Below are 18,314 nucleotides of genomic sequence, written 5' to 3' on the forward strand. Positions count from 1 at the left end.
GTCGGCATGATCGCCTCGCATGCCGTTCAGATAACCCCGGAAATCCTCAGTCTCATCGCCGGAATCGATGAGTTTAAGGGAGCTTGGCGCGCGCTCGGTACGCTGGCGCCGGATCGGCTGGCCGCACTGCGGCGGGTCGCCACCATCGAGAGCATCGGTTCATCCACCCGCATCGAGGGCAGCAGGCTGTCCGATCGCGAAGTCCAGCGCCTGCTGTCCAATCTGCAGATCAAGTCTTTCGCCACACGGGACGAACAAGAGGTAGCCGGCTACGCCGAGGTCATGGAACTGGTGTTTTCGTCCTGGCAGGACATCGCGCTGACCGAGAACCACATCAAGCAATTGCACCGCGATCTCCTGACCTACAGCGAGAAGGATGCATGGCATCGAGGCAACTACAAGACGACTGCCAACAGCGTAGTGGCCTTTGCTGAGGACGGGAAACAACTGGGCGTCGTCTTCGCAACCGCGACGCCATTCGACACGCCATCCCTGATGGCTGAACTGATCACCTGGTTCAACGCAGAACGTCAGGCAGGACAGCTTCACCCCTTGCTGCTCATCGGTATCTGGATCGTGATCTTCCTCGAGATCCATCCATTCCAGGACGGCAACGGCCGGCTCAGCCGGGTTCTCACAACCCTGTTGCTCTTGCAGGCCGGGTATGCCTACGTGCCTTACAGCTCGTTGGAAAGCGTGGTCGAGCAAAGCAAGGAGGCCTACTACCTGGCCTTGCGGCAAACGCAAGGCACGATCCGTACGACTTCGCCGAATTGGCAACCGTGGCTGACGTTCTTCCTGCGCACGCTCGCCGAACAGGTCCGTCGTCTCAATCGCAAGGTCGAGCGTGAAAAGCTGGTATTGGCCTCGCTACCTGAACTGTCGCTCCAGATTGTCGAGTTCGCACGCGAGCATGGTCGCATCACGATGGGCGATGCGATTCGACTGACCGGCGGCAATCGCAACACGCTCAAGCAGCATTTCCGGGCGCTGGTCGAGCAAGGCCGCCTGGGTCAGCACGGCGCCGGCAGGGGCGTCTGGTACGAGTTGCGATAGGGGAAATTCACGCCCGCCATTCGCCACCAAGGCGATCTTTCGCAACTCGAGGTCCACGACGAGCAGCGTGAGCGATTCGACTTGCTCGCCGAGCGTGTCATTGCCGATGACCCGACTACCTGCCCCCCGGAAACCTCGTCAACTGTCTGGTGCATACACCAGCTCGGGAACGACCATCTCCCAAGATTCACTCTGCGCGTTGATCCGCGACTGGTATGCCTCCGCCACGTCCCTCGGTCGGCGCACGTGGATGGCAGCGACGCGGGCTTCGATGCAGTGCATGTCGGCTTCCGGTTCGAAGTGCTGCGACAGCGCGCCAACGTCGACCCCTTGCGCATCGCACAGTCGCCAGGCGCCGGCCGATGTTTGGCGAAGCGCGATCCGGCTGCCTGCGGTGAGTGCGGCCAGTGCCCGGTGAATGGCGTGGCCGGGAGGATGGCGTGCGGCAAAGTCGAGGTCGATCTGTCGCCAGCCGAGTCGCCGATGGCGACGCGCCAGTTCGGGCGGCGGCACTGGCAGCGGCGTCGCGTGGCGACGCAGGAAGGCCGGCGAGTCGAACAAGGAGTGGGACGACGAGTGGGACGACGAGTCCGCCGGCCCTCCCACCAACGCGTCGAGCCAGGCCTGGCCGCGATCGAAGCGCGCCAGCGCCAGCGTCTTGCGGGCACGTGTCATGGCCACGTAGTAGAGGCGGCGCGTGGCGTCCGCATCCTCGTTGGCGCCGCTCCGCAGCCAGTCGCCATCAAGGACCGCGACGTGATCGAATTCGAGACCCTTGGCCCGGTGCGCGGTCAGCAGCAGCAGGCCGGTCTGCCGCCGACGCGCCTCCCGGCCCCACTCGGCCAACCAGTCGACAAAATGGTCGAGCGGCAATTCGGCGTCACCGGCATCGAGTGCATACTCGCTCACCGCCTCGCGCAGATAGCTCCACCAGTGGGCGTCAGGCCGACCCTCAGGCTGCATCGCCAGCCACTGCTGAATCGTCGGTACGTCGATGAGCGCACTGCCTCGCGTCCGCAACCCGTCGATCATCGACTGCGTTTCGCGCAGACTCCAGAAGCCGCTGCTGTCTTCATCGGCCTGCTGCACCGGGATACCCTGCAGTTCGCAATAGCTGCGCACCGGGTCGAGCGACCGCCAGTTGCGGGCAATGATGGCGCAGCGCGCCCAGTCCCACGCCGGTGCCAGTTGCGCCATGCGCTCGAATTCCGTGATCACGGCAAGGGCCTGGGTCCGCTCGTTGTCGCCGGCCGGCAGGATCTGCACGCGCCCCCGGCCGACCGGGTCGATGCTGGTCCATTCGCCGCCGGCGGCCTGCGCTTTGCGCGCCGCATCGATGTGGATCGGGTGCGCCTGCTTCATGCGGTTCGCCGCCGGGGCGATCAGCCGGTTGGCGGCTTCGATGATGTTGGCCGTCGAGCGATAGTTGTCGGTCAGGAAGGACGGTTTGGCGGCATAGTCGGCCTCGAAGCGACGGATGAACTCGACCGAGGCGCCTTTGAAGGCGTAGATGTTCTGGTCGTCATCGCCGACGGCGAAGAGGTTGATGCGGCCGTCCTCATCGGGCCGCGTGCGGCCGGCCAGGGCCGAAATCAGTTCGTATTGTTCGGGCGCGATGTCCTGATACTCGTCCACCAGAATCCAGCGGAAGCCGACCAGCAGGCGCTCGCGCTGCTGGTCCGCTTCCTCGGGCGGCAGATCCTTGCCCTTGAGGAGGTTGACCGCCTGGTCGATGATGTCCTTGAACAGGTCGCCATCCGTACCGCCGTTCTGCGTGGCCAGACTGGCGCCGGCCAGGCGCATGGCCAGCGCGTGCAGGGTGAGCACGGCCACGCCGCGGGCATCGTCGCCGATCAACTCGCCGAGGCGCTGGCGAATCTGCACGGCGGCGTGGCGGTTGTAGGCGAGCGCCAGGATGCCGTGAGGATTTTCGCGGCGGACGCGAATCAGGTAGGCGATGCGATGCACCAGCACGCGCGTCTTGCCGGAGCCGGGGCCGGCCAGGACGAGCACGTTGGTGCTCTCCCGCTCGTCAGCAACGATCTCGCGCTGTTGCCGGTTGTTCAGCACCTCGACGATGTCATGCCACGATTGCGGCGTCGTCTGGCGCGCCAGTTCCTTGTCGCGATCGGGCAGCCAGCGGCGCATGAACTCGTCGCGTTGCAGGCTGAAGTAGTCCATCGTCAGGTGCAGCGCCTCGGCCATGGCCTCGAGCCCGCGTTGCACGTACTCGGCCATGACGTGAATCTGCACCACCTGTTCGTCGTAGTGGAGCTGCAGCGGCGCGAAATCCCCGGGCATGAACTTCCGCTTCCAGTCGGGCTCCAGGCGAATCGTCATGGCCGGCCGGAAGACGGCAAGTCCCTTGTTGAGGCGGATGATCTCCTGCTCGTGCAGCCAGAGCAGCGCGCGGTCGAGCAGCTTGGGCGTGATCGTCCTTTCTGCCTTGAGCAGGAGGTCGGCTTCCAGCGCGGCCAGCAGTTTGCCCAGCGTCGTTTCGGCCAGTTGATCGTTGCCGCGGGCGCCGGCAGGCAGACAGGCGAGCAGGTGGTCGAGCAGGCAGCCGGCGGCGGCTCGGCGGCGTCTGGCGGTGGCTTCCACGGCCGACCATTCGCGTTGCAGTTCGATGCCCAGCGACTCGACATCGACACGCCGCAGCTTCATGCTGCCCTGGCCGCCCTCCTCGTCGCGGCCGTCGGCGGCGAGGCTGCTCAACAGTTGGCGCAGGCGCTCGGGCAGGGCGTCGGCGTGGCCGGCATCCTTCAGGTGCTGGTTGGCGTAGCGCAAATGGAGTATCGACGATTCGCCACGGCTCAGGTCCGGGTGCTGCTCGCGCAGCAGGCCGATCAACGCCGATTCGAGTGCGGCGGCCTGCGCGAAGCGCTTCTTCGACGACCTCTCGACGCCGACGTGGAGGTAGGCGGTCAGCGCCGTATCGTTGCTGGCCAGTCCCAGCGCTTCGAGGTCGTAGAACGCGGCGCGGACCTTTTCGGGGGAAAGCCCGGAAACGAGCATCAGCTCGTCGGTCGAGATGCCTTCATCGACCGGCGCGCCGATCAGCGCGCCGACAATCGCCAGCAGCCCTTTCCGATACTCCGGCGCGATGACCCTTCTCTCGATCTTCTTGCGCGCTTCGTCGAGCGAGGCGACGCGCAGCGAGGACGGGAAAACCTGTACCCGGTTTTCCTCGCGCGTGAGCAGCGCGGCTTCTTCCAGCCACGACACGGCGGTGCGCACGCGCGTGTCGTCGGTGGCCGAATCGCGCTCGAAAGCCCCGTCTTCGTCCTCGGCGAGAATCTCGCCGGCGGTGGCGATCAGGTCGCTGCTTTTTCCTCCCTCCTTGCCACCCTCCCTACGCTTCTTCCGCTCAAGATTGCGCAGCGAGTGCAGGATGGCCTGGATTTCCTTGCGCGATAGCCTTGAGCGCGCCGACATGCCGAACTGCCGTTCGACATCCTCGACGGTGTACAGCAGGACGCAGCGTGCCGACTGGCTATCGCGCCCGGCACGACCGGCTTCCTGCAGGTAGTTTTCCAGCGAGCCCGGAATGTCGGCATGGATGACCAGACGCACATCCGGTTTGTCGATCCCCATGCCGAAGGCGTTGGTCGCGACGATGACGCGCAGATCGCCTTCGATGAACGCCTTCTGCGTGTTCTTTTTCGTTTCCGGCGGCAGCCGGGCGTGATAGTGGTCGACCGCCCAGCCCTTTTGCTGCAGAAAGCGCGAGATTTCCTCGGTCTGACGGCGTGTCGCGCAATAGACGATGGCCCCGCCGGGCAGCTCAGGCGGCAGATCGGCCTCCAGGATCTGATGAATGTGCGAGAACTTTTCGGCCGGGCTGGTCGGGACGACGCAGAAATCGAGATTGGCACGACTGGCGCCGCCATTGAAGCAGCGCAATTCGATGCCGACCTTGTCCCTGAAATGATCCAGGATGTCGGCCATCACAGCGGGTTTGGCGGTGGCCGTCAGGCAGAGGACGGGCGGGATCGGCTGATTGCCGGCCTTTTCGCGGATGAAGCGCCCGACATAGCGATAATCCGGGCGGAAATCCTGCCCCCATTTCGAAAGGCAGTGCGCCTCGTCGAGTACCCAGGCGCCGATTTCGCGTTGCGCCAGCACCTTGCGCAGCGTGTGGTTGCGCAGTTGCTCGGGGGAAACGATGAGAATGCCGATATCGCCCAGGCGCAGGCGATCGAGTACGTCGGCGCGCTCGGGCATCGAAAGCAGCCCGTTGAGCGCGGCACAACTCCTGATGTTGCGGGCTTCCAGTCCGGCCACCTGATCGGCCATCAAGGCCACCAGCGGCGAGATGACGACGGTCAGCGCACCGGTCTTGTCGAAGCGCGAGAGCGCGGGGATCTGGTAACACAATGACTTTCCGGTTCCCGTCGGCAGAATCCCCAGAACATGCTCGCCGCGGATTGCTGCTTCGACGATGCTTTGTTGCAAAGGCCGGCCTTCGTCATCGGCCGGCTCCGCACGAAATTCGGCGAAGCCGAACCAGCGCGCGAGCTCCTTTCGCGCATCGTGCCGTTCCCGGCACCACTGGCAAGCCGGGTTGGCGCAGGCGGTGTCGCGCAAGCGCTTGATCAGAATGCCGGCCTGCGGAAACTGATGGCGCACCCACGGTGGCATCACCGAGTTGCCACCGGCTACCGACAGCCAGGCCAGTGCGTAAGCCAGGGCCCAGCCCTGGCTGGCGGCATCGGCCAGCACATCGCCAAGCCGTGTCTCGCAGACTTGTCCGGCCAGTTGCTGGCGAATGGCGGCGAGCGCCTCGTCATCGCTCGGGCGTGCCTTGTGGCGCAAGGACATGAAGAAGCGGTCCAGCCCCGACTTCCGGCTCGGCACGGTCGTCAGCCAGTGCCAGGCGAGAACCCGACTCGGTGACGCTTCGGCCAGCGCCGTGTGCTGGTCGCGGAAGACCTCGAGCGTCAGTTGCGCGTCGAGCAGCGGATCGTTCAAGCGTCCGCGCTGCAGTTGCCCATCCTGGTAATGCTTGACCAGATGGTGGTAGGGATTGCGCGGGAAGGCCAACGGGTTGAGCCACAGCGTGTCGACCACCGGCAACTGCAGCAGCCGCAGGTCGGGCTTGGCGGCGGCCAGATGTGGCAGGTCGAAAGCGATCAGGTTATGGCCGAGCAGGAAGCTGGCGCCTTCGGCGAGCGCGTCGAGTTGCTCCAGCGCGGCCAGCAGATTGCCCTGCCGGAAACGCAGCGAGGTCTCCGGCTGGTCACCACGAACGGCGGCAAAGCGGTGAATCCGCCCATCGCGCAGCCCGACTTCCAGGTCAATGGAAAGGCAGCGGGGAGCGAAACTACTCATGGGCAGCGTGAGTCGGCGTTTACGCTGCAGCATCCCATGACCGTCTGAGGCTCTTCTAGATCAGCGCGCCGTTGATCGAGATCACCTGACCGGAGATGTAGGCGGCCTGATCCGAAGCCAGGAAGCCGACGAGATCGGCGACTTCTTCGGGCCTGCCGGCGCGCTGCATCGGCACCAGCGCCTTGATCGTCGCGGGGTCGAAAGCGCCGTCGACCATTCCGGTGGCGATGATTCCCGGCGCCACGGCGTTGACCGTGATGCCGCGGCTGGCCACTTCCAGGGCCAGCGACTTGCTCGCGGCATGCAGCGCACCCTTCGCCGCCGAGTAGTTGACCTGGCCGCGGTTGCCGGTGATGGCCGCGATCGACGAGACGGTGACGATCCGCCCCCAGCGCGTGCGGATCATCGGCAGGATCAGCGGCCGGGTGACGTTGAAGAAGCCGTTCAGCGAGACGTCGATGACGCTGTCCCACTGCTCACCGGACATGCCGGGAAAGACCGCGTCGGCATGGATGCCGGCGTTGTTGACCAGGATCTGGATCGGGCCGGCGGCGAGGAATTCCGCCAGCGCCGTCGCGGTAGGCTCGCGTTCGGTGACGTCGAATATGATCGCTTCGGCACTGCCGCCGCCGGCGAGAATTTCGCCGACGACCGCCGCGGCCTTGTCGCGGCCGCGGTTGCCGTGCACGATCACGTGGCAGCCGTCGGCGGCCAGGCGGCGGCAGATCGCCGCGCCGATGCCGCCGCTGCCGCCGGTGACCAGCGCGCGCTTCACTGCCGTCCTTGCACGTTGGCCGCTGCGGCGTCGAGGACGACGGCGGCGCGTCCGTCGACGAGGCAATGGCCGGCGTGGCTGACCGAGAAGTGGTAGAGAACGTTGGTGCCGTCGCCCGACAGGCACTCGGCCTGAATGCTCAGATCCCCCGGCAGGTCGTCGAGGCGGACGACGTGCAGGGTCACGCCGCGCAGGCTGGTCAGGTAGCCCTGGCGAGGCCGGCCGCCAGCGTCGGCGAGCAGCGCGCCATGCACCGCCATCGCCTGCGCCGCGTACTCGATGCCGCTCGCCGCGCCCAGGCGATCCTCGGCGCGCAGCGGGTTGGCCGGGTCGGTATGGCTGGTGGCGCGGCAGGAAATCGTCGTCGCCGACCAGTCGACGACCGCCTCGAGCAGGCACATGGCGCCATGGTGGGGGACGTGCTCGGCGATCCAGCGACGGTCTAGCATGGGACGACTTCCACACGCAGTTGCATCGGCGGCAGGTAGTCGAGGCAGACGCTGCCACCTTCGCGCCTGGCCAGCATCTGCAGCAGCGGCAGGCTGCGCAGCGCCGGAATCGTCGTGCGCAGGCCTTCCAGTTCGCCATCGGCCAGCCTGGCGGCGGCGTCGCTGCTTGGCGTGACGGCGATGCGTGCCAGCGAGCGGACGCTCTGCACCGGCGCCAGGAGCAGCGCCACGCCGGCGCAATCGCTCACCGGCCGCTTGCGGTGCAGGGGTTCCGGATACTCGCTGTCGTAGGCGATCAGCAAGGTCGTCCGCTGGTCGACGACGACCTGCGCCAGCGCATCGAGCAGACCGGCGCCGAAGCTCGCGTCGAAGGCGCAGAGCACCTGGCACGGGGCCATCGCCCCGGTGGCGATCCCCCAGTAGCCGGCGGCGGCGTTATGCACCGAGTTGTGGAAGCGGGTCGGCGAAATCCGGCGGTCGTCGGTCGCCAATTGCTCGCACAGCGCGTGACAGTTGTGGCCGTCGGCGCCGGAGGCCGTGAACACGGTGGCCAGCGTGCCGACGTCGGCTTCGGCATGGGCGACGGCTTCCAGTCCAAGCGCCAGCGCCAGCTTGACGACACGGCTGGCGCGCCGACGCTCGGCCGCCGGCAGGAGGCTCGGCACCGGCAGCAGCGAGGGCGCGGCCGCGTACGCCTGTTCGCCGCGCAGCACGGCGCTCGCCGTCGGCCAGTCCGGCAGGCCGGGGGCGAGGAAGCCGACGCCTTCGATGCACACGCTGAGTGGGGGCGGTCTCATGGCGTCAGGCCGAAAACCAGGCTGCAATTGCTGCCGCCGAAACCGAAGGAGTTGCTGAGTACCCGCCGCAGCCGGCCGGCACGCGCGCGCAACTGGTAGTCGAGGGGGATCGCCGGATCCGGCGTCAGCGTATGCGGGCTGCCGGGAAGCAGGCCGTGCGTCAGCACCAGCGCGCAGATGACGGCTTCGACGGCGCCGGCGGCGCCGAGCGTGTGGCCGGTCGCTCCCTTGGTCGAGCTGCACGCCACGCCGTCGCCGAAGAGCGCCGCCACCGCCTTGCCTTCGGCCGCGTCATTGCTTGGCGTGGCGGTCCCGTGCAGGTTGATGTAGTCGATGTCGGCCGGGGCCAGACCGGCCGAGTCGAGCGCCGCGGCCATCGCCATCCGCGCACCGAGGCCGTGCGGGTGCGGCGACGACATGTGGTAGGCGTCGCTCGATTCGCCACAGCCGAGCAGGAGAATCGCGCCGGGTGTCGCTTCGGCGGGGGCTCGCTCGAGCAGCGCGAAGGCGGCTCCTTCGGCGATCGAGATGCCGTTGCGGGCCACGTCGTACGGCCGGCACGGGTCGCTCGAGGTCAGCTCGAGCGAAGCAAAGCCGTAGAGCGTCGTCAGGCACAGTGAATCGACGCCACCGACGAGGGCCGCGTCGATAGTGCCGCAGGCGATCTGACGCGCGGCCGCGGCAAAGGTCTTCGCGCCTGACGAGCAGGCGGTGGACACCGCCACCGCCGGGCCGGCGAGGGCGAAAAGCTCGCGCGCGAAGGCGGCCAGCGAAAAGGGGTTGTGCGTGCCGCAGTAGCTGAAATCGTCAGGCAGCGCGCCGCTGTGCGGGTCACGCCGGCGGTAGGCGAGTTCGGCTTGCAGGATGCCGGCCGTGCTGGTGCCGAGGAAGATGCCGACGCGGTCCCGGCCGTAACGGTCCCTTGCCGCCAGAAGCCGTTCGGTGAAACCGTCGGCCGTCAGAGCAAGTTGCGCGAGGCGGTTGTTGCGGCAATCGTAGTGCGCCAGCGTTGGCGGCAGCCGCTGCTCGTCAACCCCGGCGACCTCGCCGATCCAGGTGTCGAGCTCGACGGTTTCGAAGGCGCAGGGGACGAGACCGCTGCTCCCGTCACGCAGCTTCGCCAGCGTGACGGCCAGCCCGCGGCCGAGGCAGGTGGTCAGGGTGCAGGCGGAAACAAGCAGCGGTGTCAAGTTGGGGCTCCGGATCGTCTGGATCGCATATTAGCAGAGGATGATTGTCACGGTCGCCAAGCGACGCCGGTGACGATCGGCAGGCCTAGCGGCACGGGCTTGTCGCCGGTACTCGGCAGACCAGCATGGTGTTGGCGAAGGGCTTGCCGTCACTCATCGGTTCGCTGTGGACGACGAAGCCCAGGCTCTCGAGCAGGCCGACCCATTCGGTGAGCTTGCGGCCAAAGAGTCTTGGCAGGCGATGGCCGCGCGCGAAGGTGACCGCGTGATCGACCCAGTTACAGATGTGGTAGGGCAGACCGGCGCCGGCATCCCCGACACGCGTCAGGAACAGGCCACCGGACGGCAGCGCCTTGCGGATACGGTCGATAACGGCGTCCTGGTCGGCGTGGGGCAGGTAATGCAGCGCGTCGAGGATGGTGACGACGTCGGCCGCACCGAAGTCGACTGCGCGCATGTCACCTTGCCGGATGTCGACGATCGGGTGCGGTCTGCCGAAGGCCAGCGCGGCGCGCTCGACGTCCCTCGCCATCAGTTCATAGCCGCGCAGGCTGAGCGGCTTTGGGGCGGCAGCCCAGTCGCCAGGCCAGACACCCTTCTCGTAGAGCGCGCGCGCGGCCAGCAGCCAGGAAAACAGGCTGCCCTGGCCGCAGCCGAGGTCGAGAAAGCGTGCTTCGGCGGGAAAGACGCCGCGCTTGAGGAGTTCGCGGAAGATGCAGTCGCTCGACAGCTTGCCGCGCGCATAGTGGTAGGCGAAATGTCCGCTGGCGCGAAAGGGGCGGCTGGCGTCGTCGAGCAGGGTGGGCAGGAAGGGTGTGGTCATGTCAGGGCAGTCGTCAGCGTCACGGGGTTGAGGCGATGGGCGGCGATCGTATGCAGCAGCCGCGGCAGGACGGCGAGGATGACCGCCTCGCCGGTCGGCGTGCGCGCGGCATAACCGTCGTGCATGAGCAGGATGTCGCCGGCGTCGAGACCAGAAGTCAGGCGTCGGTAGACGCGCTGCGGATCGCCCTCGCGGCCATCGAAGGGGCGGCGCGTCCACGACGCGAGCTGCAGATCGAGACGCGCCAGCACCGGGTCGAGTAGCGGATTGCGCAGACCGGCCGTCGGCCGGAAGAAGCGCGGCGCCTGGCCGGTGATGTCGGTCAGCGTGTGCTGCGCCGCGGCGATGTCGGCACGTATCCGGCGCAGCCCGAAGGTGGCGAAAGCCCGCGAGTGCGAGTCACCGTGGTTCTCGATGCGGTGACCGCGGGCAATGATTTCCCGGCAGAGCGCCGGCGATCGCCGGGCGCGGCTGCCGATACAGAAGAAACTGGCCTTGGTGCCGGCGCTGTCGAGCAGGTCGAGTACCCGCGGCGTGACTTCGGGGTCCGGACCATCGTCGATGGTCAGGGCAATTTCTCGGCGTGCCTTGGCGGCTGCCGGCAGACGGTTGAGGTTGGCGCCGAGCAGGGTGCTGCGCGGCAAGAGGCCGGCGGCGGTGAGCACGAGGTGGTTGGCGGCGAGCGCGCCGAGCGCCCACGGCCAGTGGCCGGGGGTTGCCAGGACGGCGAGCGACGCCGCGCCGTGCACGGCGAAGGACATCTGGATGGTGGGCGAGGGTTTCCAGCGTTGTGGCATGCGCTTCACACAGGCAGGAGTCGACGGTCGAGGAAGTTGTTCCACAGAATCTGCCAGACCGGCCATTCGTGGCCGCCGGGAACGACCTGACTTGCCGCCGGCGGGAAGCAATCGGCGATTCGCCGCATGCCGGCCGCGAAGCGGTCTTCGGCACCGTAGCCGACGAAAACCGGGAAGTCGGGCGGCGGTTTCTGTAGCCAGCGCCACATGCGAAACTCGGGGTCGGCGAGTTCCTCGGCAGACGGTTGCCAATTGGCGAGGCCGCCGCCCTGGGCGATCGCACGCGCCGTCAGCCGGCTGCCCGGGTAGGGCGCGAGCAGGCACAGGCCGTCGATGCTGCCCGGCGCGTCGGCGCAGTGGCAGAGCGCCAGCAGTCCGCCGAGCGAGATGCCGCCCAGCCAGATGTGGCGGCAGCCTGCCGCGCGAGCCGGCGCCAGCACGTTCTCCTGGAGCGCGGGCAAGGCCTCGCCGCTGGAGATCAGGCTCAGGTCGAGGTCGACTGCCAGCAGGTCGAGCGGCAGGCGGCGGCGCGTGACGGCGGTGAAGAAACCGGCGTTGACGAAGTCGGCCGCGCTCATGTAGGCGCCGGGCAGCAGCACCAGCAAGGCCGGAGCGCCGCTGGTCCGGCCGACGGTGGGCAGGCGTGGGCTCATGGTCGGGGCGACGGGGATGCCGCGAAACAGGCGGAGAAGAACAGCGCCAGGACGGCTCCCGGGCCGACCGTGATGCCGAGCGCCTGCAGGACCGGTACCTGCGAAGTCGCCAGCGTACCAAAGCCGATGGCGGTGGTCAGGCAGGCGACCAGCAGTGAGGCGACGGCGCGCGGCTCGTGCTGCAGCTGGCTGCCCAGGCGCTCGAAGAAAAGCGCGTAGTTGGAGCCGATGGCGACGATCAACAGCATGCCGATGAGGTGCAGCAGCTGCAGGCGCTGGCCGGCGAGATGCAGGCTGGCGGTGACGACCAGAACGGCGAGCAGCAGTGGCGCGACGACGGTGAGCACACGCCCTGGCGAACGCAGCGCCACGGCGAGCAGGCCGACGATGGCGGCGAGGCCGGCCAGCGCGAGCAGCTTGGCTTCGTTGAGGTAGTGCGCGTAGAGGGCGTCGAGCTCGCTCTTCATGTCGATGAACAGCGCGCCAGAGCCGGCCAGAGCCGAACGCAGGGTGTCGGCGTCGAGCGTGCGCAGGCCCTCGCCCGGAGGCGGGCGCACCGGCAGGAGGACGCTCCAGCCGGCGGGTCGTGGAAGCAGCAGGGTGTCGACGGCCAGCGCGAGACTGGTTCCGCGCAAGGCTTCCGGTCCGAGCGTGGGCGCCGTGCGCGCGGCCTCGACGTCGCGCAGGAAAGGTTCGAGCTTGCTGGCGGCGAGCGGCGAGTCGGCGAGCGCCAGCGGCAAGCTCTGGCGCAGTTCGGCCGCGGTCGGCAGGCTGGCGCGGCGTGCCTCTTGCGTCGCCTCGCTGGGCAGGAAGCGGGCCGGCGTATCGTAGCCGCCGATGACGCCGGCGGTGACCAGACCGTCAAGCTGCGCACCGGCGCGTTCGGCGGCTTGCAGCGCCAGCTCGCGGTCGGCGGCCGTGACGACGATCAGCAGGCGTGCGTCGGGGGCCCCGGCGTCGGCGCGCAACGCCGCGTCGGTGGCCAGGTCCTCGGCGGTGGCGGTGCTCAAGGCCGAGAGTTCCCGGTTCCACAACTCGTCGCGATCGACGACGAGAAGCGTCGCGGCAGCGCTGGCCAGGAGCACTAGCGGCCAGCGCAGGCGCTCGAGCCGGCCGGTGAGCCGCAGGAAGGCCTCGCCGAGCCCGCCAAGCTCGCGTTGCGGCGTGTTGGCCGGCACCAGTTGCGGCAGGACGAAGCGGGTGACCGCGGCGGCGGTGAGCAGGCCGGTCAGGGAATACAGGCCGAGTTGGGCAAGGCCGGGGAAGCCGGAGCCGAGGAGAACGCCGAAACCGCAGATCGAGGTCATGACGCCAAGGCGGATGGTCGGCCAGAAGCGGCTCCGCCAGGCCGCCGCATCGCCGCGCTCGGACTGCACGAAATAGTAGATCGAATAGTCCACGGCCTCGCCGATCAGCGCCGAGCCGAAACCGACGGTGATGCCGAAGACCGTACCGAATGCCAGGCTGACGGCGACGATGCCGGCGAGCGCGCCGCTGACCACCGGCAGCAGGCCGAGGCTGATCAGTGTGAGCGAGCGATAGGCGAAGAACAGTACGGTGACGATGCCCAGCGTGCTGATCATCGACAGCCGCGCCACCTCCTCCTTGATCGTCGTCCGGGCGTGTACGGCAAAGACGCCGGGACCAGCGATCTGCAGGCTCGCGTCGGCGAATCCGGTGACTGCGTTGGCTCCGCTGACTCCGGCGGCGGCGCGGGCCGCCGCAAAGGCTTCGCGAATGGCGTCGATGGCGGCGGCCTGGCCATCGGTGTCGGAGCCGAGCGCGGTGGTCTGCGCCAGGAGAAGGGCGCGTTCGCCGTCGCGCGAAGCCCAGACGCCTGCGCGGCTGTTCGGTTGGGCGCCGGCATCGAGTCCGGCGAGCAGGCCGAGCAGTTCGCCGGTCGGATCCTGCGGCAGGAGTCGCTTGACCAGCAGGCCGGCGGGCGAGGCGAGAACATCGATACTCTCGGCAATCGCCGAGCGCAGGCCGTCAACCGTGAAGCGTTCGGGTGTGACCGCCGGGCTGAGCAGGTAGCGATGGCGGAACAGATACTCGCGATCGGCGTCGAGACTGTGCTGGTCGCCGTTGCGCAGCGTTGCCAACTCCGGCCCGTCGGCCAGGCGTGCGCGCAGTTCGCGCGACAGCGCTGCGCGCTGCTGCGCATCGCCGCCACTGATGGCGAGCATGAGCAGCCGGGTGACCGAGCCTTCGCGGAGTTGGTCGACCAGCACCTGCTGCTCGGCGCTCGGGTGCGCGGGCAGAAAGAATGACATGTCGGCCGAGAAACGGCTGTTCCAGACGATCGCCGCTCCGGCGAGCATGGCCAGCAACCAGAGAAGGAAGGTGCGGCGGGCGGCGGCAGTCACTGTTCGCTCAGCGCCTCGATGGTCATCACGGCACGGTCGCCGTCGGCCTGCAGGTACTCGATACCGCGGATACGGTTGCGCTGGCCGGTGATGGTGATCCTCTGGACGATCGCGGCAATCGCCTGCTCGCTGGGCAGCAGCGTCAGCTTCCAGTTGTCGCGGCTACCGGCGAGGTGGAGTGCGTAGTTTTTCTCGAGCGCCTGCCGGTTGCCGGTGAGGGCGCCGCGGATGCTGTCGACGAAGGCCAGGGCTTCCGGCTGGTTGGTCAGGTCGATGCTCAGCTTCTGCCGGCCGCGCTCGATGGTGAGGCGGTCGCGGTCGAGGAGCAAGGTTTCCGGGCGCGGCGTCAGCGTTCGCTTTTCGAGCCGGTCAGGGCTCGTGAAGCTCATTTCACCGCTCGAAACGACCGGCCGGTCGAGCAGCGCGATGTACTTGGTTTCGACAAAACGCGCCTTGCCACCCCGGGTGCGGGCCAGATCGTCCATCAACTGTGCCAGATCCCAGGCGGCGAGGACGGGGATGGCCAGGACGCTCAGCAGCAGGCCGACGAGCAGTCGCTTCATCGCACCTTCTGCCAGAAGTCGAAGAAGTTGAACCAGTTGTAGGGCGCGAGACGGCAATAGTGTTCGAGGCGTGCGACATACTGCGCCTGCGCCTGGACGATGGCGGCGTCGCGTGCGCCTGGCTCGACGCGCGAGAAATCGGCCAGCGGTTCGAAGTGGATGCGGTAGCGGTTGCCGCCCAGATAGAGGCCGGTCATGAAGAAGACGGGTCGGCGAAGCATGGCGGCAATGCGAAAGGGCCCGATCGGGAAGCTCGCCGGCTGCCCGAGGAAGGCATGTTCCCTGGTCGCCTCGTCGGCGAGGCCGCGGTCGGCCAGCAGCCCGACGAGGTAGCCGCTGTCGAGCTTGTCGCGCGCTTCGAGCATCGACTCGAGGCGGCCGAGCGCGATGATGTCCTCGCCGGCGGCCGGGTTGATGGCCTCGAGGGTCGCGTTGATCTTGCGCGCATTGTCTTCGTACATGAGCATCGCTACTTTGAGCCCCGCTCGCCCACGGCCGACCGCGCGCAGGACTTCGAAGCTGCCGAGGTGGGCGCCGATGAGCAGCGCGCCCGGCTGGCGTGCCAACGCCGCGTGCAGGGCTTCGGCGCCGTGCACTTCGATGTCGAAAAGATCGAAGCGGCCATTGAGCAGGTAGACCCGGTCGTGGATCGTGCTGGCGAAGGACAGGACGTGGCGGTAGCCGTCTGACCACTCGGCCCAGCGCCCGAGTGCCCGGCCGAGATACGCTCGGCTGGCGCGTCGCGCCTGCGGCGAAAAGAACAGGAAGTACAGCGCGATCCCGTAGAGGACGAGACGGCCGATGCGTCGGCCGAGAGTCAATGAAATCCACACCATCAGCCGCAGGATCGCGAGATTGCTGCGCTCCTGCTGGTGTCGCCAACCGCTGGTGGCCTGCTCGCCGCTGCTCATCGGCCGGGCTTCAGGCTGCCCGCAGCCACCTCGCGGCCACCGCCGCGGACGGAAAAGGCGATGCTCCCACCCGCTGCCGCCTGCAACTGGAAAACGAGCGTCTCGCCGGGGCCGACCGGACTGAAGAACTTGCTGTGTGCGATCTGCCAAACGATCGCCGGCGTGCCCAGCAAGGCTTCGGCGCAGAGCAGCGCCCGGTCGAGCAGAACGACACCGGGGACGATCGGCCGCCCAGGAAAATGGCCGGCGAAGGCCGGGTGGTCGGCCGGGACGCGCCATTCGAAATCAACGCGGCGCATGGCGGGGTTTCTGGCGGAGGGACTCGTAGAGCGCCTGCAACTTGGCGCGCGGCAGCTTGCCGGTGTTGTTGCGCGGTAGCGATTCGACGCGGAACAGCGGTCGCGGCAGGAAGACCGCGTCGACCCGCTGTCGCAGTCGGGCGAGCAGTTGTCGCTCGCTCAGTTCCGGTGCGACGGCGAAGGCGCAGAGGCGCACGATGGCCTGCGGCGAGGCTTCGTCGGGCTGAAAGAACGCGCCGTCGACGACACCGGGTATCGCCCGGATCTGGTGGTCGAGATACGCCAGTGAACTGCGCTTGCCGGCGATGCTGATCAGGTCGGTGTTGCGCCCGAGGAGCATGAACCGGCCGTCGGGCAACAGTTCGAGCGCGTCGGCGAGCGGTACGCGACCCTCGATATGGCCGCCGGAGGCGATGATCCGGTCGCCGTCGCGTTCCAGGCAGACACCGTCGAGCGGCAGCCAGGCCGCATCCATCAACAGGCGGCGGCTGGCCAGTTGGCCGCTTTCGGTACACCCGTAGATCTCCTCCAACGGGGCGGCCAGGCGCGCTTCAGCGGCCGCCGCGAGTTCCCTGGAGAGCGGCGCGGTTGCCGACAACAGGCGGTCAAGCGTCGGCAGTTCGACGTCGGCGGCGAGGAGCGTGCCGAGATGAAAGGGCGTGGTGACCAGCAGTCGGGGGCGCGGCACGGCCTGCAGCGCGCAGACGATGTCCTGCGGATAGAAGGGCTTGCCCGACCAGAACGGCGAATTGCCGTGCATGGCGAGCAGCACCGTCGATTCGAATCCGTACATGTGCTGTGCCGGCACGGTGCCGACAATCGTGTGCCGCGCCCCGTCAAGCAGGCCAAGGCGGCTGGCTTCCGCCCGCGCATTGCGGACGAGCGCCCCCCAGGACTTGTCGTGCGCCATCGGCAGCCCGGTCGATCCCGAGGTATAGACGGTGACCGCGACCAGTTCCCCGGGGATGTCCGGAATGCCGGCCACGGCCTCGAGCCCGAGCGCCGACAGGTCGGGAAAGTCGACACGCGGCAGGTCGAGGCTGTCGAAGGCGCCGTCGCAGAGGCAGAAGACATCCGCATGCTGGCGCTGGATCTGGCGCAGCGTTTCGACCGATTGCGACGCCGGCTGCAGGCTGGTGCGCCCGTCGAGCAGGCCGGCCGCCAGGCCGACGCTGAAGCGATAGCGGTCCTGACAGAGATTTAGGAAGTGGCGTCCCGCCGGCAGGCGCTTGGCCAGCGCCGACGCCGTGGCGAGGAAGCGGCGTACCGTCGTCGGACCCGCTGGCAGGTAGGCGAAGATGTCGTCGAGGCTGGCGTGCCCGAGCAGCGGCACGCGGCTCATCGGTTGCTCGCCCGAGAACCCCGCTGGCGCATCGTTTCACGGTAGCCGCGGACGCTGTCGGCAATCCCGGCACACTCTGCCGGCGGTAGGACGCGCTGACGAACCAGATACTCGGCGGCAAACATCAAGCCCAAAAGGGGTATGGTCAGCAGGTTGGCGAAGATCGACCAGACGGCCGGCGGAGCAAACAGGAAGAGCGTGGTCGATACGGCCGCCGTCGCCCCGAAAAAGGCCGTCCAGGCGATGGTCACCTGCCGCGTGTAGCGCAACTGCGCGTGAGAAAGGACGCCATGGTGAGCCAGACGCGCGAAGCGGGTGACCAGCGACTCGCCAGGGCCGAAAAGACTGCGACCGAACAGCAAGCCAAGAGCCAGGTTGGTGCCGACGTGCTGCAGGCAGTAGAGCAGGGCGACGTTGTGCCGCAGTGCCTGCCAGTGCCAGGCGAGCGTGCCGACGACGGCCAGCGCACCAGCGATCAGCCACCACTTGCGACCCACCCGCCACAGCAGGATGACGACGATGGCCAGCAGCGGTGCGCTGGCCACGGCAACTGCCAGATTTGAATCCCCTTCGCCGGAGCTGGCGGCATGCGCCAGCCATCCCCAGGCAATGACCAGCCCGGCCGCGGCGATGCCACGCAGCAGCGTGGCCGGGGTGATTCCGGTCATTTCGTTCGTTGTCTTGCGATGTACGCCGCCAGGTTGCGCAGGGAGGAGAAGATGCGCAGGTTGTCGTCATTGTCCGAACGTAGCTGGAAACCGTAGCGCTTCGATACGACCAATGCAATTTCAAGGACATCGATCGAATCGAGTCCGAGTCCTTCTCCGAATAGCGGCGCATCCGGTTCGATTTCGCTCGGGTTGAGGTCCAGGTTGAGCGCCGAGACGATCAATTCGGCGACCTCGGCGAGGAGGACGTCGTCTGCGAGTGGGCTGGTGTCTTGAGACATTGCGTCTGTTCCG

General features: G+C 67.7%; 16 protein-coding genes. 1 reads left to right on the forward strand and 15 read right to left on the reverse strand.

The genetic code is table 11. The annotated features are described in order from the left end of the window. The first annotated feature begins 6 nt into the window (after positions 1-6). A complete protein-coding gene (locus tag CAP2UW1_RS01840) occupies positions 7-1,056 on the forward strand; it encodes a Fic family protein (protein WP_041568036.1) in 1,050 nt (349 codons plus the stop codon). A 138-nt stretch (positions 1,057-1,194) separates the two neighbouring features. Here CAP2UW1_RS01840 and CAP2UW1_RS01845 read toward each other — a convergent pair whose 3' ends face one another. The 15 genes from CAP2UW1_RS01845 to CAP2UW1_RS01915 all read right to left on the reverse strand — a co-directional run bounded on the left by CAP2UW1_RS01845 (position 1,195) and on the right by CAP2UW1_RS01915 (position 18,301). After that, positions 1,195-6,387, reverse strand: a complete 5,193-nt coding sequence (locus CAP2UW1_RS01845; protein WP_041568037.1) for a RecQ family ATP-dependent DNA helicase — start codon at positions 6,385-6,387, stop codon at positions 1,195-1,197. 55 nt (positions 6,388-6,442) lie between these two features. Next, a complete protein-coding gene (gene fabG / locus CAP2UW1_RS01850) occupies positions 6,443-7,162 on the reverse strand; it encodes a 3-oxoacyl-ACP reductase FabG (RefSeq protein ID WP_012807165.1) in 720 nt (239 codons plus the stop codon). Further along, complete coding sequence (locus tag CAP2UW1_RS01855) at positions 7,159-7,611, reverse strand: hypothetical protein (RefSeq protein ID WP_012807166.1); 453 nt, start codon at positions 7,609-7,611, stop codon at positions 7,159-7,161. The genes fabG and CAP2UW1_RS01855 overlap by 4 nt, the downstream gene beginning before the upstream one ends. Continuing rightward, positions 7,605-8,408, reverse strand: a complete 804-nt coding sequence (locus CAP2UW1_RS01860; protein ID WP_012807167.1) for a beta-ketoacyl synthase chain length factor — start codon at positions 8,406-8,408, stop codon at positions 7,605-7,607. Before CAP2UW1_RS01860 ends, CAP2UW1_RS01855 begins: the two co-directional genes overlap by 7 nt. After that, a complete protein-coding gene (locus CAP2UW1_RS01865) occupies positions 8,405-9,598 on the reverse strand; it encodes a beta-ketoacyl-[acyl-carrier-protein] synthase family protein (RefSeq protein WP_012807168.1) in 1,194 nt (397 codons plus the stop codon). Before CAP2UW1_RS01865 ends, CAP2UW1_RS01860 begins: the two co-directional genes overlap by 4 nt. An 85-nt stretch (positions 9,599-9,683) precedes the next feature. Further along, the gene (locus CAP2UW1_RS01870) at positions 9,684-10,421 is read right to left on the reverse strand and encodes a class I SAM-dependent methyltransferase (protein WP_012807169.1); all 738 of its coding nucleotides are present in this window, start codon (positions 10,419-10,421) and stop codon (positions 9,684-9,686) included. Then, complete coding sequence (locus CAP2UW1_RS01875) at positions 10,418-11,218, reverse strand: polysaccharide deacetylase family protein (protein ID WP_012807170.1); 801 nt, start codon at positions 11,216-11,218, stop codon at positions 10,418-10,420. The genes CAP2UW1_RS01870 and CAP2UW1_RS01875 overlap by 4 nt, the downstream gene beginning before the upstream one ends. A 5-nt stretch (positions 11,219-11,223) precedes the next feature. Continuing rightward, a complete protein-coding gene (locus CAP2UW1_RS01880) occupies positions 11,224-11,871 on the reverse strand; it encodes an alpha/beta fold hydrolase (RefSeq protein WP_012807171.1) in 648 nt (215 codons plus the stop codon). After that, complete coding sequence (locus CAP2UW1_RS01885) at positions 11,868-14,237, reverse strand: MMPL family transporter (protein ID WP_012807172.1); 2,370 nt, start codon at positions 14,235-14,237, stop codon at positions 11,868-11,870. Before CAP2UW1_RS01885 ends, CAP2UW1_RS01880 begins: the two co-directional genes overlap by 4 nt. Then, a complete protein-coding gene (locus CAP2UW1_RS01890) occupies positions 14,234-14,800 on the reverse strand; it encodes a LolA-related protein (RefSeq protein ID WP_012807173.1) in 567 nt (188 codons plus the stop codon). The genes CAP2UW1_RS01885 and CAP2UW1_RS01890 overlap by 4 nt, the downstream gene beginning before the upstream one ends. Continuing rightward, positions 14,797-15,711: an LpxL/LpxP family acyltransferase gene (locus tag CAP2UW1_RS01895; RefSeq protein WP_012807174.1), complete on the reverse strand. Its 915-nt coding sequence runs from the start codon at positions 15,709-15,711 to the stop codon at positions 14,797-14,799. The genes CAP2UW1_RS01890 and CAP2UW1_RS01895 overlap by 4 nt, the downstream gene beginning before the upstream one ends. Continuing rightward, the gene (locus CAP2UW1_RS01900) at positions 15,708-16,010 is read right to left on the reverse strand and encodes a hypothetical protein (protein ID WP_012807175.1); all 303 of its coding nucleotides are present in this window, start codon (positions 16,008-16,010) and stop codon (positions 15,708-15,710) included. Before CAP2UW1_RS01900 ends, CAP2UW1_RS01895 begins: the two co-directional genes overlap by 4 nt. Next, positions 15,997-17,352: an AMP-binding protein gene (locus CAP2UW1_RS01905; protein ID WP_012807176.1), complete on the reverse strand. Its 1,356-nt coding sequence runs from the start codon at positions 17,350-17,352 to the stop codon at positions 15,997-15,999. Before CAP2UW1_RS01905 ends, CAP2UW1_RS01900 begins: the two co-directional genes overlap by 14 nt. After that, positions 17,349-18,020, reverse strand: coding sequence for a COG4648 family protein (locus CAP2UW1_RS01910; protein ID WP_012807177.1), 672 nt, complete (start codon positions 18,018-18,020; stop codon positions 17,349-17,351). The genes CAP2UW1_RS01905 and CAP2UW1_RS01910 overlap by 4 nt, the downstream gene beginning before the upstream one ends. Further along, positions 18,017-18,301: a phosphopantetheine-binding protein gene (locus CAP2UW1_RS01915; protein ID WP_012807178.1), complete on the reverse strand. Its 285-nt coding sequence runs from the start codon at positions 18,299-18,301 to the stop codon at positions 18,017-18,019. The genes CAP2UW1_RS01910 and CAP2UW1_RS01915 overlap by 4 nt, the downstream gene beginning before the upstream one ends. Between the last annotated feature and the right edge of the window lie 13 nt (positions 18,302-18,314).

The sequence above is a fragment of the Candidatus Accumulibacter phosphatis genome, from assembly GCF_000024165.1.
Taxonomy (GTDB): domain Bacteria; phylum Pseudomonadota; class Gammaproteobacteria; order Burkholderiales; family Rhodocyclaceae; genus Accumulibacter; species Accumulibacter phosphatis.